Raw genomic sequence first — 16,663 nt, 5'->3', positions numbered from 1 at the left:
TGAATATCCTTCTCGCCTTGGAGAACGACCGCAAGGCTATCATAACAGTCAGGGTCCAATCCTAAACCTGAAGTAAGATTCGCTTGAGCATCAAAATCGATCAATAACACTCTAGCATTATGATATCGAGCTAACGCTGCTCCTAGATGTAGAGTTGTCGATGTTTTTGCGGTTCCACCCTTAAAGCTATTGACAGCTATGGTTTTCATCTAGATTTTTGATCCTTTTGCTATAGAGTTACAGTAGTGGAGTTAAGCTCAAAGAGTTCTTTTCTTCAAGTGCTGTATTTATGAATGTTTCCACTGACACATCACTTAGAACCCGGTTATCTCGGGTGCGCACTGCTAATGTATTATTTTCAATTTCACGATCACCCAGTGTAATCATATAATTTACTTGCATATTTTGGGCATTACGGATTTTCTTACTTACGGATTCGCTTGAGTCATCTACAGTAACTGTAAAACCGAGTTTCTGCCATGTAAAAGCTAATTCTTTTGCTCGTGATTCATGTCGGTCAGCAACGGTAATAATACGGATTTGTTCTGGACTTAACCATAGGGGAAATTTACCTTTGAAATGTTCAATCAAAATTCCTAGGAAGCGTTCTATAGAACCGAATAAGGCGCGATGTAACATAATAGGAGTACTCTTTTCTCCAAAAGCATTAGTATATTCTAGCTGAAAACGTTCGGGGAGGAACATATCTAATTGGATAGTTCCGCATTGCCAAGTTCGGTTAATTGCATCTTTAACATGGATATCAATTTTAGGGCCATAGAACGCACCTTCTCCAGGACTGACTAGAAATGGTCTATTTGATTTTTCTAATGCTCGTTTTAGAGATGTAGTTGCTAGTTCCCAAAGATTATCATCGCCGATCGTGCCTGTCTCAGGTCTTGTTGATAACTCTAAATGATAATCTAAACCAAACGTCCCGTACAATTCAGAAACTAAATTTAAAATGTTTAAAGTTTCTTCTTCAACTTGTTCGGGCGCCAAAAAAATATGTGCGTCATCCTGATGAAAAGCACGAACACGCATTAACCCAGATAGAGCTCCAGAAATTTCGTAGCGATGGACATGCCCAATTTCTGCAATTCTTAAGGGGAACTCCTTGTAGCTGTGTAATTTCGTCTTATAATACAGCATACAACCAGGACAATTCATTGGTTTAATTGCGTAGTCCTCATCATCTATTTCTAGGGTATACATGTTATCTTTGTAATTATCCCAGTGACCAGAGATCTCCCAAAGGTGGCGGTTCATTAGTTCTGGGGTCTGTATTTCTTTATATCCGGCAAGGCGATGTAAGTGTTTCCAATAATTGATAAGTGCATCCCAAATTATCATGCCTCTGGGATGGAAGAATGGCATGCCTGCCGAACATTCTTGTTGAGAAAATAAATCTAGTTTAGTTCCCAGGACTCTATGGTCGCGCTTTTTTGCTTCTTCTAGTTGGTGTAAATGCTCTCTAAGTTCTTTTGTAGTGGGGAAGGAAATGCCATAAATGCGTATTAGGGATTCTCTTGAGGGGTTCCCTTTCCAATATGCTGCTGAGGTGCGTAATAGTTTGAATGCCTTTACGGGGGTAGTTGTAGGCAAATGGGGGCCACGGCATAAATCCATAAACTCTCCCTGACTGTACGCTGTTATTTCTTCATGATCAGGCAATTCTCTGATTAATTCTGTCTTAAAAGGGTTATTCGGAAACTCTTTAAGAGCTTCTTCCTTACTCTTGAATACATGTCTGGATATTGGATGCTTCTCTTCTACGATTTGAGAGATCATATTTTCAATCATTTCGAAATCAGCTTCACTGATAGAGAGGTTGGCAAAATCGTAATAGAATCCTTGATCAATGACGGGGCCAATAGTAGGGATTGCATCAGGCCATAAACGTAAAACAGCTTGAGCCAAGATGTGTGCCGAAGTATGAAGGAAGATTTCTCGCCCTTCAGGATCTGAAAACGTTACAAACCTCAAAGAATCTCCTTCCTGCAGACATGTGGACAAGTCCTTTAGTTTGTCGTTGATCATGACACCAGCAAAGTAATGAGAATTTTTTATTTTGCTCGCGAAATCAGCAGCAGTTGTCCCTGCGGGCAATTCAAAAGTTTCTTTATTACAAATTATGTGGATCATTTTGTCCTCATAGAGATTCTTAACACCAGTTATTGTAGTGTTTTTTGGGATCAAAGCAAGGGAGTTTTCTGCATTTCTAGGGAATAGATTTATTATAGGAAGATTTAGTTTGTCTAAAAATTTTATTTCAGTTGGAGGCAATGGTATTTTTTTTTAAAATGACACAGTCAGTTCCTTTTAAGAACCTCCATATGTCAATATTTCTAGTTTTTTTTACAGCGTTTATATGGTCTTCTTCATTTGCTATTAGTAAGCTTGCCATAGATTCATCGGCTCCACTTTTTGTGACTGGTAGTCGTATGATTTTAGCTGGGGTAATTTTAGCAGGTGTTACTTACTATAAGGAAAGGTCTCTACGTTTACCTAGAAGTATTTACATGCCAATTTTCTTACTTTCTTTGTCTGGGTTTTACTTAGCAAATGTTTGTGAATTTGTTGGTTTGCGTGGACTAACTTCGTCGAAGGCTTGTTTTATTTATGGTTTATCTCCGTTCATCTCTGCTTTGTTTTCTTATATCCAGTTGAAAGAAACTATAACCTGGAAAAAGACCATAGGACTTTTCTTAGGCTTGTTTGGTTACATCTCTTACTTATTTTTTGGTGGAGAAGGAGGTTTATGGACATGGCAAATAGGCTATTCAGAGCTACTTTTGCTATTAGCAACCTGTTTTTCTGCTTTTGGGTGGACATTGTTAAGAAAAATAGAAAAAAACACTACTCTGTCTGTTGGGATTATCAACGTCTATGCGATGTTGATTGCTGGAATATTGTCGTTATTACATTCTATGTGCGTAGAAAATTGGGACCCTGTTCCTGTAAGTGACTCTAAGCTATTTTTATATTCTATAGTTGGTCTTGTCGTTATTTCTAACTTAATCTGTTACAATCTCTATGCTAAGCTGCTTCGTCAATTTTCTTCGACTTTCTTATCTTTCTGTAGTCTTGTAATGCCTTTATTTTCAGCATTTTATGGATGGTTGCTGTTGGGTGAGAATTTTTCCTTGAGTCTTTTGCTTGCTGTTAGCTTCATGGTCATAGGTTGTAGAATGATTTATCATGAAGAGTTTAGGCAAGGATATATTGTCTCTTGATGTAAAGCAGCTTTACATCAAGAGAATTGTAAGAGCAAGGTTATTCAGCTAGTTTCTTCAAGTTATTAACTGAAGATTGTTGCTGTGGTTTGTGTTTGAGAATCGGCGATATTTTGTAAAGTTTGTAACGCCGAGCTGAAGCTTTGTTGGGATTGATCTTGTAATGATTGTGCTTGTCCTGCGTATTGGCTTTGAATCGAGGACATTTGTTTTAACTCTTCAGCATGCGCTTCAGCCATACCAGCTTGTTTTTGATGATATGCAACTTCTGCACCAATGATACCTCCAACGATACCATCAATACCTGCTGTTAAACCATGTACCAATTGGGACATTTGCATTGATGTTGAGAGAGCTCGACCGGCAAATGCAGCTGCTCGTCCTCCTTGTGTTTTTACTACGTTCATACCACGAGAAAGTTGATCTTTCCAGCCCGGATTATTTAAAACTTTTTCAAATAAACCGCCTCCTTTCCCAGCTACATTAGCAGCTCCTGCAGTCGCCTTAGATGTTGCAGCTGCAATATCATCGACTAATCCTGCTGCTGCTTTAGAAGCTGCCTGCCCAGCAGAACTTGCAGCTGAAGAGGCTACATTTGTTGCTGTTTTAGCTACAGAAGCAGTTGCTTCTGAAGCAACTCGAGACGCTTGCGAGGCAGCAGAACTCGCAGCTGTTCCTGCAGCTCCTGCAGTTTCTTTCGCAAACGCTGCAGATTTTAAACCCCCCAAGCTTTTTGCTGCAGAAAGAATTCCTCCTCCTACTGAAACGGCAAATCCAACGATATTAACGATACCAGAGATTAAACTTTGTTTTGCTTGAGCTTCAGTAGCAGCAGCTTGGTGATTTGCTTGAGTTCTAATGGCATTGCCAATTTCTGGTGCCATTGCCACCTGGTTTTGAATAGCCTGGTTCTGTTGTTGAAATTGTGAAGACCATGATTTAGCGCTAGCTTGTGCTAACAAAGTCATAATCAATCCTAATAAGGCTAGTGTCCCCATGCCTTTCTTAATTACTACCCCATTAACTTCTGTATTTGGGGGTTCAGGTAATTGGGGGAGCTCGTAATTATTTTGACCCAATCCTCCAGGTCCTTTAACAGCCTGCGCGGTAGCAGTATTTGCAGCACTGGAGACTGAAGTGGAAGTAGATGTTTTTCCAGCTTTTTCTCCTTTTTCAGACTTGGAACTTTTTGTAGTTTGTGAGGTAGCTTCTTTCTTGTTAGTTCCTTGTGTTTGGGTCTCTTGGATCAAGTCTTCAAAGCCAGCAGCAACTTCTTCTTGCGCTCCCTGCTTATTTACTTGTTGTTTATTTCCTGATGCTGTTGCAGCTGCTTGGCTAGCATTTTGTGCAAGCTGAGCTGCCAATGTAGGATCAGAACTATTGTTTCCACTAACTCCTGATGTCATAGCAAAATGCTCCCTTTGATAATAAATGTTATACCGCTGATGCTAGGCCAGCACTAATAGCTGTGAATGCTTTAGAAATTTGTGCCCCAAGCTTAGTTGCTTGTTGTTGCATTTCACTAGCCCCGTCTGTCTGCTTCGCTGCTATTTTACTAGCCTGTTGCCAGAATAGAGTGAACATTTTCATCATTTCAGATTGCGCTGTTAACATTCCGGTTTCTCTTTGTATTGTTGCAAGCTCTTGTTGTGCGTGTGAAATATTGATATCCCCAATACCCTTTACTAGTGATGGTACAGCAATTGCAGTCCCTAATCCCATTGCGACCCATTTACTTCCTAGGTTTTCCATAACCTTTGCGAGCCGTGGGAATGATTTAGCAATCAACTCTTTACCTGTATTAAAAATTTTGGACATGTTTTTCATTAATGTCTTTACAGCAGCTTGAATTACTTGTTTGATTACTTGTTTGATCCCAAGTTTTGCTGCTTCTTTAATTGCAGCAGTTATTGCCTGTTTTACAGCTTCTACAATTGCTGTCTTTATTGTTTGAATTACTGCTTGCATTGTGACTTGTGTAGCTACTGTTGTCGCTACGCTAGTGGCAGTAGCAGTGGCAGCAGCAGCTCCTGCAGTAACTCCTGCTGTAGCAGCAGCAGCTCCGGCTGCGCCTGCTGCAGTAGCGCCTGCCGCTGCAGTTCCTATGAGGCCTAAACCACAAGTAAATAGTGCTGAAACTACAGAGATAACCGTAATGGCCACTGATACCGCAATCATCACAGTACTTACTGTATTCAATGTCTGGTTAGAAGCGCTTTTAGCTTCTAATTCTTTCATTTTTTTAAATTCTGCTCGTTCAGAATCGATCTTTAGTCCTTGAGATTCCAAAGAAGCTCGGTTCATAGATTCTGCTTGTGCTTGCGTACTCTGGTAATTTGATAACGCAGAGGCCGTTGCTTCTCCTAATGAAGCAATAGCTTTCGCCAGAGCCATACTGATTTCCATAACATCTTGTCTTGGAGTAATAGAAGGCTTAGGTAAATCAGGAGTTTCAAAGTTATCAGAAACGCGTGCTGATTGGCCTGACACTGCTGAAGCAACTAATTCCTGGATTTCTTGTACCTGAGCAGAATCTACTGAAGATAACGAAGAAAGAGTCGTCTCTAGTGTTTTATTAGTTTCTTCAATACTCGTTTGTAGATTAATAGCTTTTGCGATTTCTGCGGAGTTCGCTGCATTTGCCGCATTTGCAGTGGCTGTCTCTTTTCCGGCTGCAATGCCTTGTTGCGCCATGATGTTGCTAGAGTCCTCAGCCTCAAGCACAGCATCCGTTTTATTCTTGCCTTGAGTTCCAGCAATTGCTGTATCACTTTGCATTTCCGTATTTTTCCCCTGACGGGTTTGCTGAATTTGTTTGGTTTCATTTCCAGCTAACTTGTCAGGAGTAGGTACAGCTTGTGGTGTTGAAGCAAGTACCTGTGACATAATATTTCTCATATTCGCATTGTCAGGTCCTGAAGAAGAAGAAAGAGACATACTGGTTCTACCTCATATCATTTAGTTTTACCGAACAGTATTATTTTCTATCAGAGACGTGCTTGTTCACGACCGATGTTAGATTTTTTAACCCATGTAATATTGATGACAGATCTTTAGAAAATTTTTCATCTTCTTGAGGATTAGAAAATAAGCCTCTTGTTAGGGTTTCAATTGGGAAAGCATCTAGGGTTCCGCTTAAAGCCGCAATCATTTGTGTGAGTTGTTTTTCATTATTGATGCCTCCAAATGTTTCAGCTAAGGGGAGGTCCTTATAAATAGCAGAGACAAAGTTTTCGAGATTTTGGATTGCTTGCTCTTGTTGATCGAAATTAGAAACTACAATGGGAGTATCTGTTTTTGCTTGTGTTGTTACTTTTTTTGTTTTTTTAGATTTCTTACTCATGGTGCCTTCTCGAATAATTAACGTTTTCCCCCGGAGCGTTTTTTTGCTGGAGTCTTAGATTTTGTTGCTTTAGTTTTCTGATTTTTTTTAGGAGCGTCTGTGTTCAAGGAGTTTTTCATGATATTGCAACGCTCTTTTAGGATTTTGTATTCCGGTTTGTTCCCACAAATATCGATAGTGATATCTAAGAAATCGCGAGATTCTTCCTTTTGATCTATTTTCATTAAACTATCGGCAATGTAGTAGGGAGGGATAGGGTTTTCTGGCTCAGCGTCAAATGCTAGGAAGAAGCCAAAAGCAGCTTCGTTATACATTTTTAGTTGATGATAGCAAGAGCTTAAACCTAGCACATATTTATAACATTGTGGTTTGGAAGCGGTAAGAATTTGGAACAAACCAATAGCTTCAGTGTATTTCCCTTGAGAGTAGAAGCTATAAGCTATTGTATAAATCTCTTCTAACAGGACATCGGATAATCCTAAAATTTGTTGCAGTGTCAGGCCATTCCCCAACCCCTGTAGAATATCCATAAGAGCTTGTTTGGTCTCTTCTTCTGTAGGTACAGGATACTTTTGTTCTAGATCATTAGCTTTTGCTTTTTTCTGCGCAGCGAGCTCAGCAAGTCGGCTACGTGTTTTTTTGTTAAATGATGCTGAAGGCTTCTTAGAATTATTAGAGGTAGGCTTGCTCATTAATATAATTCCTAAAATAAAAAATTATTTATTCATTAACTAATTTTAAAATTAATCATTTACTAATGACAAGTTTGTAATGAAATTAATTTTATTGTTAATGGCTGCTTTTTTCTAATTACTTGTTTTAGAGTGAGTTATAATCTATAAAAACTTGGATTCTTGACATTAGCTATGTAGTGTTTTAATTTCCTCAGCCAAGATATTTTGTTTGAGTTTCTTATGTCTATTAGAAGGCCTATTCGGTTACTTGATTCTGTAACGATTAATCAGATAGCTGCTGGAGAAGTTATAGAGAGTGCTGTGTCTGTTGTTAAAGAATTGGTAGAGAATTCTTTAGACGCAGGGGCTACTGAAATTGAGATTGAAACCCTAGGTGGCGGGCAAGGTCTCATTGTTGTTAAGGATAATGGATGTGGCATGACTTTTGAAGACATAATGCTGGCATTACAACGACATGCAACTTCTAAAATAGGTGAGTTTGCAGACGTATTTTCCTTAAATAGTTTTGGTTTTCGAGGTGAAGCCTTACCTGCTATAGCTTCAATCTGTAAAATGGAAGTCCTCTCTTCAACAGCTATTGGACAAGGAATTCGTTGTGTCGTTCATGGTGGAGATTTACTTGAAACTAAACCGTCTCCTAGGCAGCAGGGGACTACAATTGCTATTGATTCATTATTTTACAATGTCCCAGTTCGTAAGGGTTTTCAAAAAAGTTCCCATGTGGATCGTTTAGGAATTAGGCGATTGTTAGAAAATTGTATTCTTGCCTGTGAAAATGTTGCCTGGTCATGGCTCAGTGAGCGTCAACAGGAATTCTCTATATCTAAGCACCAGTCTCTCTGCGAACGCATAGCATTTGTAATGGGGGAAAGTTTCATGAAAGAAGCTTTACCGTTATCTTATGAGAATGGGGACATACGTATTGTGGGGTATCTAGGCAACCCAAATTTCCACCGTCCTACACGTCAAGGACAAAGAATCTTTATTAATGATCGTCCTGTTGAGTCGATGTGGATATCAAAAAAAATAACAGAGTCGTACGGTTTGCTTCTACCATCTCAACGTCATCCTGTTTTTATAGTGAAATTATACTTACCCTCACATTGGTGTGATTTTAATGTACATCCTCAAAAGACAGAGGTTCGAATTTTAAAAGAGGACATCTTAGGTGACCAACTTACTATGGCTATTTCCGATGTATTAGCATGTTCTAGTCAGATTGTGGAGCCAAAAGGTTTAGAAGGCATTTCTCTCCCTTCTGTACGTTTTTTTGATAGCACGGTTCCGGAAGAAGACAATATGTCTCAGGAATTACCTTTCAGTAGAATATGTGATTATCAAAACAAAGTGCCTTTCGCTAATATATGTGCCAAGGAACCCATTCAAGACAAACAAATCACTTGGATCTCATCTTCAGAGGTACAGTTTTTGGCTGCTATTGGGAAGGTTATATTGGCTGAAGATTCTGAGGGTGTGCATGTCGTTTTTACTGAAGCTGCTCGCAAACATTTATTCTATCTCTCCCTAACTAAGCAATTAAACATCACGCGCAATAGTCAGATGTTTCTCTCTCCCATTTGTTTAGAAGTCACTCGAGAGGAGGCCGTTTTGCTTGCTACGTATTTGCATGATTTTGCAAATATGGGGATTGACTTATCACAAATTGGACCTTGCACTTTTTCAATAGAAAGTGCGCCCGCATTCATTGAAGAGAACGAATTAAAATCGTGGATTTTTTCCTTGGTTTCTGAAAGCAAAGAGGCTTTTAAAGCAAAGGAGCTGGTTAGTTTGATGCAAGTAGCATTAACTAAGACTTTGTTTGGCAAAGCTAATCGTAATTTTGATCGCAGTTGGTTGGCTATACTTTGGAATATGGGCAAACCCAAAAAAGCATTTGACGGAACGCAAATTTGTCGATTAGTGTTGGAAGCTGATTTTATCAAGGAGTAGGTTATGTTGCACGATCGTATCATTGTGGCTCAGCATGCTTTATCGGAGTATGGCATTGATGCAATACTTGTTGAGAGAGACGAGGACGTTTCCTATTTTTTGTATGATCAGGTAGTCTCTGGGACTCTTTTAATAGGAAAAAACGAAGCGGTGTTTTTCGTTAACCGCATGGATCGTGATCTTTATTCTTCCTTAGAAGGCGTCAGATCAATTTTTTGTGAGAATACCGTTCTTGAATCTCTAGGTAATTTTCTCAAGACTTCTTCTTATCAGGCTGTAGGATTTGATAGCGTACATACTGGCTACGCAAAATATCAAGATTTAGTACGAATCCCGTGTTCTTGGTCTCCAATTTCTTTGTTTTGTGAAAAACTTCGTAGTGTGAAGGATAATGATGAAATCGAAAAAATGAAACATGCAGCTGATTTAGGCTCTGAGGGTTATGATTATATTCTTTCTATTCTTAAAGAAGGCATCACGGAGAAAGAAGTTGTTCATTTAGTACGGGCATTTTGGATGGAAAAGGGAGTCTTGGATGTTTCATTTTCTCCTATTATTGCCTTTGGCGAGCATGCAGCGTTTCCCCATGCTATCCCAACAGATCGTCGTTTAGGTCGTGGGGATATCGTTTTGATTGATATTGGTGTTCTATATCAAGGTTATTGTTCCGATATGTCTAGGACAGTATCTTACGGCCGACCACATGATTGTTTATTAAACGCTTATTCTGCTGTTCTTGAAGCGCAGAAATCCGCTATGGATATGTGTGCTGATGGAGTAGCCTGTATTGACATCTATCGGGAAGCAGTGCGTGTTTTAGAACAATACAAATTGGAAAAATATTTTTTCCATGGCTTAGGGCATGGAGTTGGTAGAAATATTCATGAATATCCTTTCCTGTCTCCTAAAGATAGGGAAAGTGTGTTGAGATCGGGCATGGTAGTTACAATTGAGCCTGGTGTATACTTCCCTGGGACTGGTGGAATTCGTATAGAAGATTCAATTTTAATAAATGAAAAACATTATTTTAATTTAACAAACCGTCCTGTGTCTCAGGAATTAGTTTGTTTATAAAATAAAACATCTTTAGTTTGTTTGTAATAAAGTGTTAAGTTTTCTAACATTTATTAGTATAAATTGATTTTTTTTCTCTAATCGTTTATCTTTTTTCTCTTTGTTTTATTTTGTATTACTATGGATTTGTTCTTTTCAATAGGATACAGCTTGGTCGGCATTGCTGCTTTTTTATTCATGATTTGCGGCTGTCCAAATGATGCCAACAGTCTATGTAGCGCATTTTTATCCTCTGACGAGTGGCTCAGCAAAACAAAAGAAAATCTTAAAGATCAAGAAAACAGCTTGTCTTTTGGTGGCTGGTCTTTGGAAGAACCTGTTTTGAGGGAGCGTTTGCCAGATCTGCGTCGGGAAGTTATTTTTTTAGGAAGTAACAAACGTCCTGATGCTAGCGGAGGCAAGTTTTACTTGGAACTTCTATCTACAAAGGATCGTTACGTTGCTACATCGGGGGAAAAAGTATACCTCCAGTTTATGCCAACTCCTGATGACTGTTGCTTCAAGTTTAGCCGTATTCCTACAGATTTATGGTTAGAATGTCATAGTGGTGTGGATGAGCGTAGTTTAGAGGTAAAAGTCGTTTATTTAGGATTAAGTCAAAGCGTAGTGGATGTCCCTAAGGATCATGCACGGTTTGTTTTAACGGCTCCAGCTAAAGGATTGTTGGAAGGCTGGGAAATCGGAGGTGTTCGTGTAGATGCTAGTTTCCCAGTGAAGCAGAAAATGCGTCGATTAGGGGTAGATAGATTTTTACAGATGCATGGTGGTCCAGATTATGCTCACAAGGCAATGAAAGAACGTGTAGACTTTGTCTCTTTGTCTGATGAAAATTATAGCCGTTACGTTGCTGTTGGAGACATTTTGCTATGGGATGGGGATCGGTGGCAGAGTTGTGGTGAATTTGAAGGGGATCATTCACAGGCTCCTTTAATGGAGGTCAAACGATTAGATGATAAGGTCCTAGTAATTGATGTTTGGAGCCCAGACGGGACTTCACATCAAGCTATGAGCTTGGTCAAAGTGATTAGTTCCCCCATCGAAATTACTGAGATTATTAAAGAATTCGAATTCATAGGAATGCGTACGTGGTCTCGCCCTATCATAAATGCAGGGGGGCATAGATTGACCCTGTCTCCTGATGATTGGGTGGTGCATACAGGAAAATCTTGGGAGAGAATAGTTCGAGCTGATCAACTAGAAGATTATCTTTCAGGAAAGATTCAGGGTCCTTTATTTGTGTTCGACAAACTAGACAAAGACGCTCGAGGATATGTTCTACGCGGACATATATTCAATGCTCAAAGAACTTTGGTAGAGTCCGTAGTTCTACCGCTAAAACAAGGCCTAGATTTGGGTGTGGCAAAGGATACAAATGATCCAGTTCAACAGAAACCACTCATCGCTGGGGAAACAGCAAGTCGAGGGGGGTGACAAATGCAAGTGTTGCGCAATCCTTTAGTTTATTACTTAGGTTTGACTAGTTTAGTATGGTGGAATACTGGGTTAGCATTAACAGTATCAGAAAAAACAGCTTCTCTTGAAAAAAAAGGGGATTGGGTTAGCAGCTCTTTGGGTTTGTCAAGATTTAATTTAGATATCAAAGAGTTGAATCTTGAGCTTAGGCAGCTTTATGAGGAAGCTGCAACACTTCGAGAGTCTGGGTGTGAAGACGAGGAGACTTGGAAGAGAGTTTTAGATAGCCTGACTAGAGTAAAACGAGAATTAAAGCAGCTAGAAGAGCTTTGGGCAGCAGAAATTTATGAACAGGGCGGTAGTATAGATGAATATGCTTTATGGCATCACCCCGAAACTACGGTATATAATTTAGTTTCTGATTATGGTCGTGAGGATGTTGTTTATCTTATCCCCTCACATATCGGAGCAATCAAAGTTTCTTCTTTGTCTAGGTTCGTAGTTCCTAAAGAAGCTTTTGAAGAGTGTTTAAAACAAGTCTTATCTCGTTTAGGAGTAGGTATTCGTGAAGTATCTCCTTGGTTGAAAGAGCTATATAGTCATCAAAAAGAAGGTGCCGGCGTTGCCGGTGTTTTCGCGTCGAAAAAAGATTTAGAACTGTTATCCCCTTCTGCGTACATTGGCTATGTTGTTACCTCAAAGAACGTCGATGTTCGCGGAGATCAGCAGGCTTTAAAGAAATTTGCAAATTCCGAAACGGTACAGATTGATATTATTGGGGGGAAAATATGGCTATTCGGTTCTGCCGGAGAGATTAGTGAGCTTCTTAAGATTTATGATTTTATTCAATCCGACAGTATTCGTCAGGAATATCGCGTGGTGCCTCTAACTAAAATAGATGCTAATGAAATGGTTTCTATTCTTAAGGCAGCTTTCCGTGACGATATCACGAAAGATGGTGACGATAGCAGTCTGGGTTTTAAAGTGGTACCTTTACAGCTTCATGGCCGTTCTTTATTTCTTAGTGGTTCATCCAGTTTAGTCCAACAAGCTATTAATTTGATAAAGGATATTGAAGAGGGTATCGAAAACCCAACTGACAAGACCGTGTTTTGGTACAGTGTTAAACATTCGGATCCACAAGAGCTCGCAGTACTTTTATCGCAAGTACATGATGTATTTGCAGGGAAGGGAAGTAGTAAAGATATTCATCCAGATGTAGAGGGAGCAACAATTTGTCCGGCTATTCATATTGATACAACAGCTGGAGTAAGTATTAAGGAGGGGTCTGCTAAGTACGGAAGTTTCATTGCTGATTCAAAAACAGGTACCTTAATCGTAGTAGTTGAGAAAGAGGCTCTTCCACGTATTAAGATGCTTTTAAAAAAGCTTGATGTTCCCAAGAAAATGGTGCGTATCGAAGTTTTATTATTTGAAAGGAAGCTGGCCTACCAACGTAAAGCGGGATTAAACCTTTTAAGATTAGGAGAGGAGCTGTGTAAAAAAGGTTCCGCTGCGCTTTCTTTTAAAGCCGGAGGCATTTTGGAGTTTTTGCTTCAGGGAAATACAGGGAACTCTCTAGTTCCTGGATACGATCTTGCTTACCAATTCCTTATGGCGCAAGAGGATATTCGTATTAATGCAAGCCCTTCTGTTGTCACTATGAATCAAACTCCGGCAAGAATAGCAATTGTAGATGAAATGTCCATTGCCGTATCGGCAGATAATGATAAGTTGCAGTATAACCGGGCTCAATACGGAATTATGATCAAATTACTGCCGGTTATCAATGTTGGTGAGGAGGATGGGAAAAGTTTTATCACTCTAGAAACTGATATTACTTTTGATACAACTGGTAAAAATATTAATGATCGTCCTGATGTTACTCGTAGAAATATTACCAATAAGGTGCGGATAGCAGATGGAGAAACAATCATTATAGGAGGCTTACGTTGTAAGCAAGCCACAGATGGTCAAGATGGTATTCCCTTCCTCGGAGAGATTCCTGGTGTTGGTAAATTGTTTGGTATGAACTCAACATCTGATAGTCAAACAGAGATGTTTGTATTTATCACCCCGAAAATACTGGATAACCCGATAGAAAAAAAAGAAAAGCTTGCAGAGGCTCTTCTTGCTTCTCGTCCTGGAGAATGTGAAGAGTTTCAAAAGGCTGTGATGGTAGGGAGAGCAACAGCAGACGCTAATCAGAAGAAATTAGAATTTATTTCTTCTATAGATTTGCCCTCATCTCGTACAGAGGGGTTGGAATATGACGGACGCTAAGTTATCTTCTGAATTCTTAGAGTTATTTCCCTACGCCTTCCTAAAAAAACATCACCTTCTCCCGATTAAAGAAACACCAGACGAAGTTACTATGGCGTGTGCTATCAGTACTCCTTTGGTAGCTCGAGACGAAATTCAGTTACTAGTCAAAAAAAACGTTACCTTTGTTTTTCAAGAAGAATCCGAAATATTAAAAGATTTGCAGCAATTGTATAGTAATCTTCATGGTAATGCTTCCGACATGCTCCTATCTATTAAGAGCGATCAAGTGGAGGATGCAGAAGAAGAAGATCTTCTAGAAAGTACAGAGTCTATCCCTGCTGTGCGTCTTCTGAATTTAATCCTAAAAGAAGCAATAGAGGAACGTGCCTCAGATATACATTTTGATCCTTTAGTAGATGCTCTTCGTATTCGTTACCGTATTGATGGCGTGTTGCATGATAGGCATTCTCCGCCAGTACATTTGCGATCAGCGTTAATTACGCGTGTTAAAGTATTGGCAAAAATGGATATTGCTGAGCATCGTTTGCCTCAAGACGGTAGAATTAAGATCCAAATTGCCGGTCAAGAAGTGGACATGCGTGTTAGCACTGTCCCAGTTATTTACGGTGAGAGAGTAGTTCTCCGTATCTTGGATAAACGTAATGTTATTCTTGATATTGGTGGTTTACATATGCCCAGGGATATCGAAACCGCTTTTAAAGAATCCGTCTCTGTTCCTGAAGGGATTTTACTTGTGACAGGACCAACTGGCAGTGGAAAGACAACAACGTTGTATAGTGTGATACAGCATTTATCGGGTCCTTTTACTAATATTATGACTATAGAAGATCCCCCAGAGTATAAGTTGTCTGGTATTGCACAAATTGCCGTGAGGCCAAAAATAGGCTTAACATTTGCACGCGGGCTACGCCATTTGCTCCGTCAGGATCCTGATGTTATTATGGTCGGTGAGATTCGAGATCATGAAACAGCAGAGATTGCTATACAAGCTGCTCTGACAGGACATTTGGTGATTAGTACCTTACATACAAACGATGCAATTTCTGCTATTCCTCGTCTTTTGGATATGGGTATAGAACCATATTTACTGTCTGCAACAATCATTGGGGTTATGGCCCAAAGATTAGTAAGAACAATTTGTCCCCATTGTAAAGAGTGTTATGCTCCTAATGCTGAGGAGAAAGCATTTCTGCTTTCTCATGGTTATGATCCTGAAAGTATTTTATATCACGGCTTAGGATGTTCACGTTGTTTCCGTTCAGGTTATAAAGGACGTCAAGGTTTATATGAATTTTTCCGTCCAGATACAGTAATACGTTCGGAAATTGCTATGAACCGTCCCTATCACACTCTTCGCGAGATTGCAGATAGTAAGGGGTTCCTCCCGTTGTTATCACACGGAGTTACAACGGCATTGTCAGGTGATACTACATTGTCAGAGGTATTTCGTGTTACAAGACGTTATGATTAGAGGGAGGTAGTATGCCGAGATATCGCTATACCTATCTTAATGAAAAAGAACAGAAAAGACGTGGTTATCTTGAAGCTTTGCACATCCAGGAGGCTAGAGAAAAACTTAAAGAATCGGGGAAACATTTTTTGTCTATTCGCGAAGTAGCGATTCCTACTATTCGCGTTAGTAATGCAGAGAAGATCGTATTCAGTAAGCAACTATTATTGCTTCTAAAATCCGGGTTGCCCCTGTATGAAACACTGTCTGCTTTGAGAGATCAGTACCAAGGTCAGCCGATGGCTAGTTTACTTACTTCGTTCATGAATCATTTACGTTCGGGGGGAGCGTTATCTGAGGTTTTGGCATCCTATCCGAGAATTTTTGATAACTTTTATTGTAGCGGAGTGATGGCAGGAGAACGTGTAGGAAATCTAGAAGGAGCTTTAGAAAATATTATTGGTGTTTTAGAGGAACGAGAGCAAGTAACTAAAAAAATGTGGGCTGCATTGAGTTATCCCATTGTCTTAATAGGATTTTCTGTTCTTGTTATTTTATTTTTTTTAATGGGAGTAATTCCTTCTTTGAAAGAGACTTTTGATTCTATAGAACTCAACGGCATTACATATGCAGTTTTTGGTATTAGCGATTTTGTCTGTAGCTATGGCTATCTACTTCTTGTAGGGGTTTGTGTTTGCTTTGGATTTGCTTTTATAACTAGAAATCGAAGTTTCTGGAAGCGTGGTATAGAAAGGTTCATTTTTGCTTTTCCTGGATTGAAGAATTTTTTTGTCAAAGTAGGGTTTAGTCGTTTTTGTTCCGTAGTTTCCGCGATTTTACGTGGTGGGGGCACCCTAATAGAGGGTCTTGAGTTAGGATGCCACTCTATTCCCTATGAATTTTTACGTAACGATATGGAAACAGTCGTGCATAGTGTTATTGGCGGTAATGCTTTGAGTCACGAGTTAAGAAAGAAAAAATGGGTTCCGCAATTGGCTTTAGGAATGATCTCTTTAGGAGAGGAATCAGGAGAATTAGCAGACGTGTTAGGTTATATTGCTAATATTTACAATGAGGATACACAAAAAACTCTTAGCTGGATAACCTCGTGGTGCCAACCAGTTATCTTAGTAGTTCTTGGAGGAGTTATAGGGGTTATTATGTTGGCAGTATTAATACCGCTAACCAGTAACATACAAACATTATAATTGTTAGG

General features: G+C 39.5%; 13 protein-coding genes. 7 read left to right on the top strand and 6 right to left on the bottom strand.

The annotated features are described in order from the left end of the window. Together H359_RS04940 and thrS are read right to left on the bottom strand one after the other, a co-directional pair. On the bottom strand, positions 1-209 hold a 209-nt coding region (locus tag H359_RS04940; protein ID WP_021119632.1), incomplete at its 3' end, for a ParA family protein. Positions 210-237: 28 nt separating this feature from the next. Beyond that, positions 238-2,145 (bottom strand): threonine--tRNA ligase, encoded by a 1,908-nt coding sequence (thrS, locus tag H359_RS04935; protein WP_020370657.1) that lies wholly within the window; start codon positions 2,143-2,145, stop codon positions 238-240. Positions 2,146-2,336: 191 nt separating this feature from the next. On the opposite strand from thrS, the gene H359_RS04930 reads away from it, so the two are divergent. Continuing rightward, positions 2,337-3,236, top strand: coding sequence for a DMT family transporter (locus tag H359_RS04930; protein ID WP_035392403.1), 900 nt, complete (start codon positions 2,337-2,339; stop codon positions 3,234-3,236). A 65-nt stretch (positions 3,237-3,301) separates the two neighbouring features. On the opposite strand, the gene sctE is transcribed toward H359_RS04930, so the two are convergent. The 4 genes from sctE to H359_RS04910 are packed head-to-tail and all read right to left on the bottom strand — an operon-like array spanning position 3,302 to position 7,271. Next, positions 3,302-4,642, bottom strand: a complete 1,341-nt coding sequence (sctE, locus tag H359_RS04925) for a type III secretion system translocon subunit SctE (RefSeq protein ID WP_020370653.1) — start codon at positions 4,640-4,642, stop codon at positions 3,302-3,304. A 28-nt stretch (positions 4,643-4,670) separates the two neighbouring features. Then, complete coding sequence (locus H359_RS04920) at positions 4,671-6,173, bottom strand: secretion system effector C (SseC) like family protein (RefSeq protein ID WP_020370652.1); 1,503 nt, start codon at positions 6,171-6,173, stop codon at positions 4,671-4,673. Between the two features lie 40 nt (positions 6,174-6,213). Next, positions 6,214-6,579: a hypothetical protein gene (locus H359_RS04915; protein ID WP_020370651.1), complete on the bottom strand. Its 366-nt coding sequence runs from the start codon at positions 6,577-6,579 to the stop codon at positions 6,214-6,216. 17 nt (positions 6,580-6,596) lie between these two features. Beyond that, a complete protein-coding gene (locus H359_RS04910) occupies positions 6,597-7,271 on the bottom strand; it encodes a SycD/LcrH family type III secretion system chaperone (RefSeq protein ID WP_020370650.1) in 675 nt (224 codons plus the stop codon). 222 nt (positions 7,272-7,493) lie between these two features. Between H359_RS04910 and mutL the strand changes: the two genes are divergently transcribed. From mutL to H359_RS04880, 6 genes are all read left to right on the top strand, one after another. Continuing rightward, positions 7,494-9,224: a DNA mismatch repair endonuclease MutL gene (gene mutL, locus H359_RS04905; protein WP_020370649.1), complete on the top strand. Its 1,731-nt coding sequence runs from the start codon at positions 7,494-7,496 to the stop codon at positions 9,222-9,224. Positions 9,225-9,227: 3 nt separating this feature from the next. Then, on the top strand, positions 9,228-10,298 hold the full coding sequence (locus H359_RS04900) for a M24 family metallopeptidase (RefSeq protein WP_020370648.1): 1,071 nt from the start codon (positions 9,228-9,230) through the stop codon (positions 10,296-10,298). Positions 10,299-10,418: 120 nt separating this feature from the next. Next, positions 10,419-11,729 carry a hypothetical protein gene (locus tag H359_RS04895; RefSeq protein ID WP_081031113.1) on the top strand — a complete coding sequence of 437 codons (1,311 nt, stop codon included), beginning with the start codon at positions 10,419-10,421 and terminating at the stop codon, positions 11,727-11,729. A 3-nt stretch (positions 11,730-11,732) separates the two neighbouring features. After that, positions 11,733-13,994, top strand: a complete 2,262-nt coding sequence (locus H359_RS04890; RefSeq protein ID WP_020370646.1) for a type II secretion system protein GspD — start codon at positions 11,733-11,735, stop codon at positions 13,992-13,994. Further along, positions 13,981-15,468 carry a GspE/PulE family protein gene (locus tag H359_RS04885; protein ID WP_020370645.1) on the top strand — a complete coding sequence of 496 codons (1,488 nt, stop codon included), beginning with the start codon at positions 13,981-13,983 and terminating at the stop codon, positions 15,466-15,468. Before H359_RS04890 ends, H359_RS04885 begins: the two co-directional genes overlap by 14 nt. Before the next feature lie 11 nt (positions 15,469-15,479). Next, a complete protein-coding gene (locus H359_RS04880; protein WP_020370644.1) occupies positions 15,480-16,655 on the top strand; it encodes a type II secretion system F family protein in 1,176 nt (391 codons plus the stop codon). The last annotated feature ends 8 nt before the right edge of the window (positions 16,656-16,663 follow it).

Source organism: Chlamydia ibidis 10-1398/6 (assembly GCF_000454725.1).
Lineage (GTDB): Bacteria > Chlamydiota > Chlamydiia > Chlamydiales > Chlamydiaceae > Chlamydia > Chlamydia ibidis.
The sequence above is the reverse complement of the archived record's forward strand: the minus strand, read 5'-3'. Positions and strand labels throughout refer to the sequence as shown.

Excerpts from the sequence above, each read along its gene's own strand:
- thrS (WP_020370657.1), bottom strand. The coding sequence starts at position 2,145 with ATGATCCACATAATTTGTAATAAAGAAACTTTTGAATTGCCCGCAGGG.
- H359_RS04930 (WP_035392403.1), top strand. The coding sequence starts at position 2,337 with ATGTCAATATTTCTAGTTTTTTTTACAGCGTTTATATGGTCTTCTTCA.
- sctE (WP_020370653.1), bottom strand. The coding sequence starts at position 4,642 with ATGACATCAGGAGTTAGTGGAAACAATAGTTCTGATCCTACATTGGCA.
- H359_RS04920 (WP_020370652.1), bottom strand. The coding sequence starts at position 6,173 with ATGTCTCTTTCTTCTTCTTCAGGACCTGACAATGCGAATATGAGAAAT.
- H359_RS04915 (WP_020370651.1), bottom strand. The coding sequence starts at position 6,579 with ATGAGTAAGAAATCTAAAAAAACAAAAAAAGTAACAACACAAGCAAAA.
- H359_RS04910 (WP_020370650.1), bottom strand. The coding sequence starts at position 7,271 with ATGAGCAAGCCTACCTCTAATAATTCTAAGAAGCCTTCAGCATCATTT.
- mutL (WP_020370649.1), top strand. The coding sequence starts at position 7,494 with ATGTCTATTAGAAGGCCTATTCGGTTACTTGATTCTGTAACGATTAAT.
- H359_RS04900 (WP_020370648.1), top strand. The coding sequence starts at position 9,228 with ATGTTGCACGATCGTATCATTGTGGCTCAGCATGCTTTATCGGAGTAT.
- H359_RS04895 (WP_081031113.1), top strand. The coding sequence starts at position 10,419 with ATGGATTTGTTCTTTTCAATAGGATACAGCTTGGTCGGCATTGCTGCT.
- H359_RS04890 (WP_020370646.1), top strand. The coding sequence starts at position 11,733 with ATGCAAGTGTTGCGCAATCCTTTAGTTTATTACTTAGGTTTGACTAGT.
- H359_RS04885 (WP_020370645.1), top strand. The coding sequence starts at position 13,981 with ATGACGGACGCTAAGTTATCTTCTGAATTCTTAGAGTTATTTCCCTAC.
- H359_RS04880 (WP_020370644.1), top strand. The coding sequence starts at position 15,480 with ATGCCGAGATATCGCTATACCTATCTTAATGAAAAAGAACAGAAAAGA.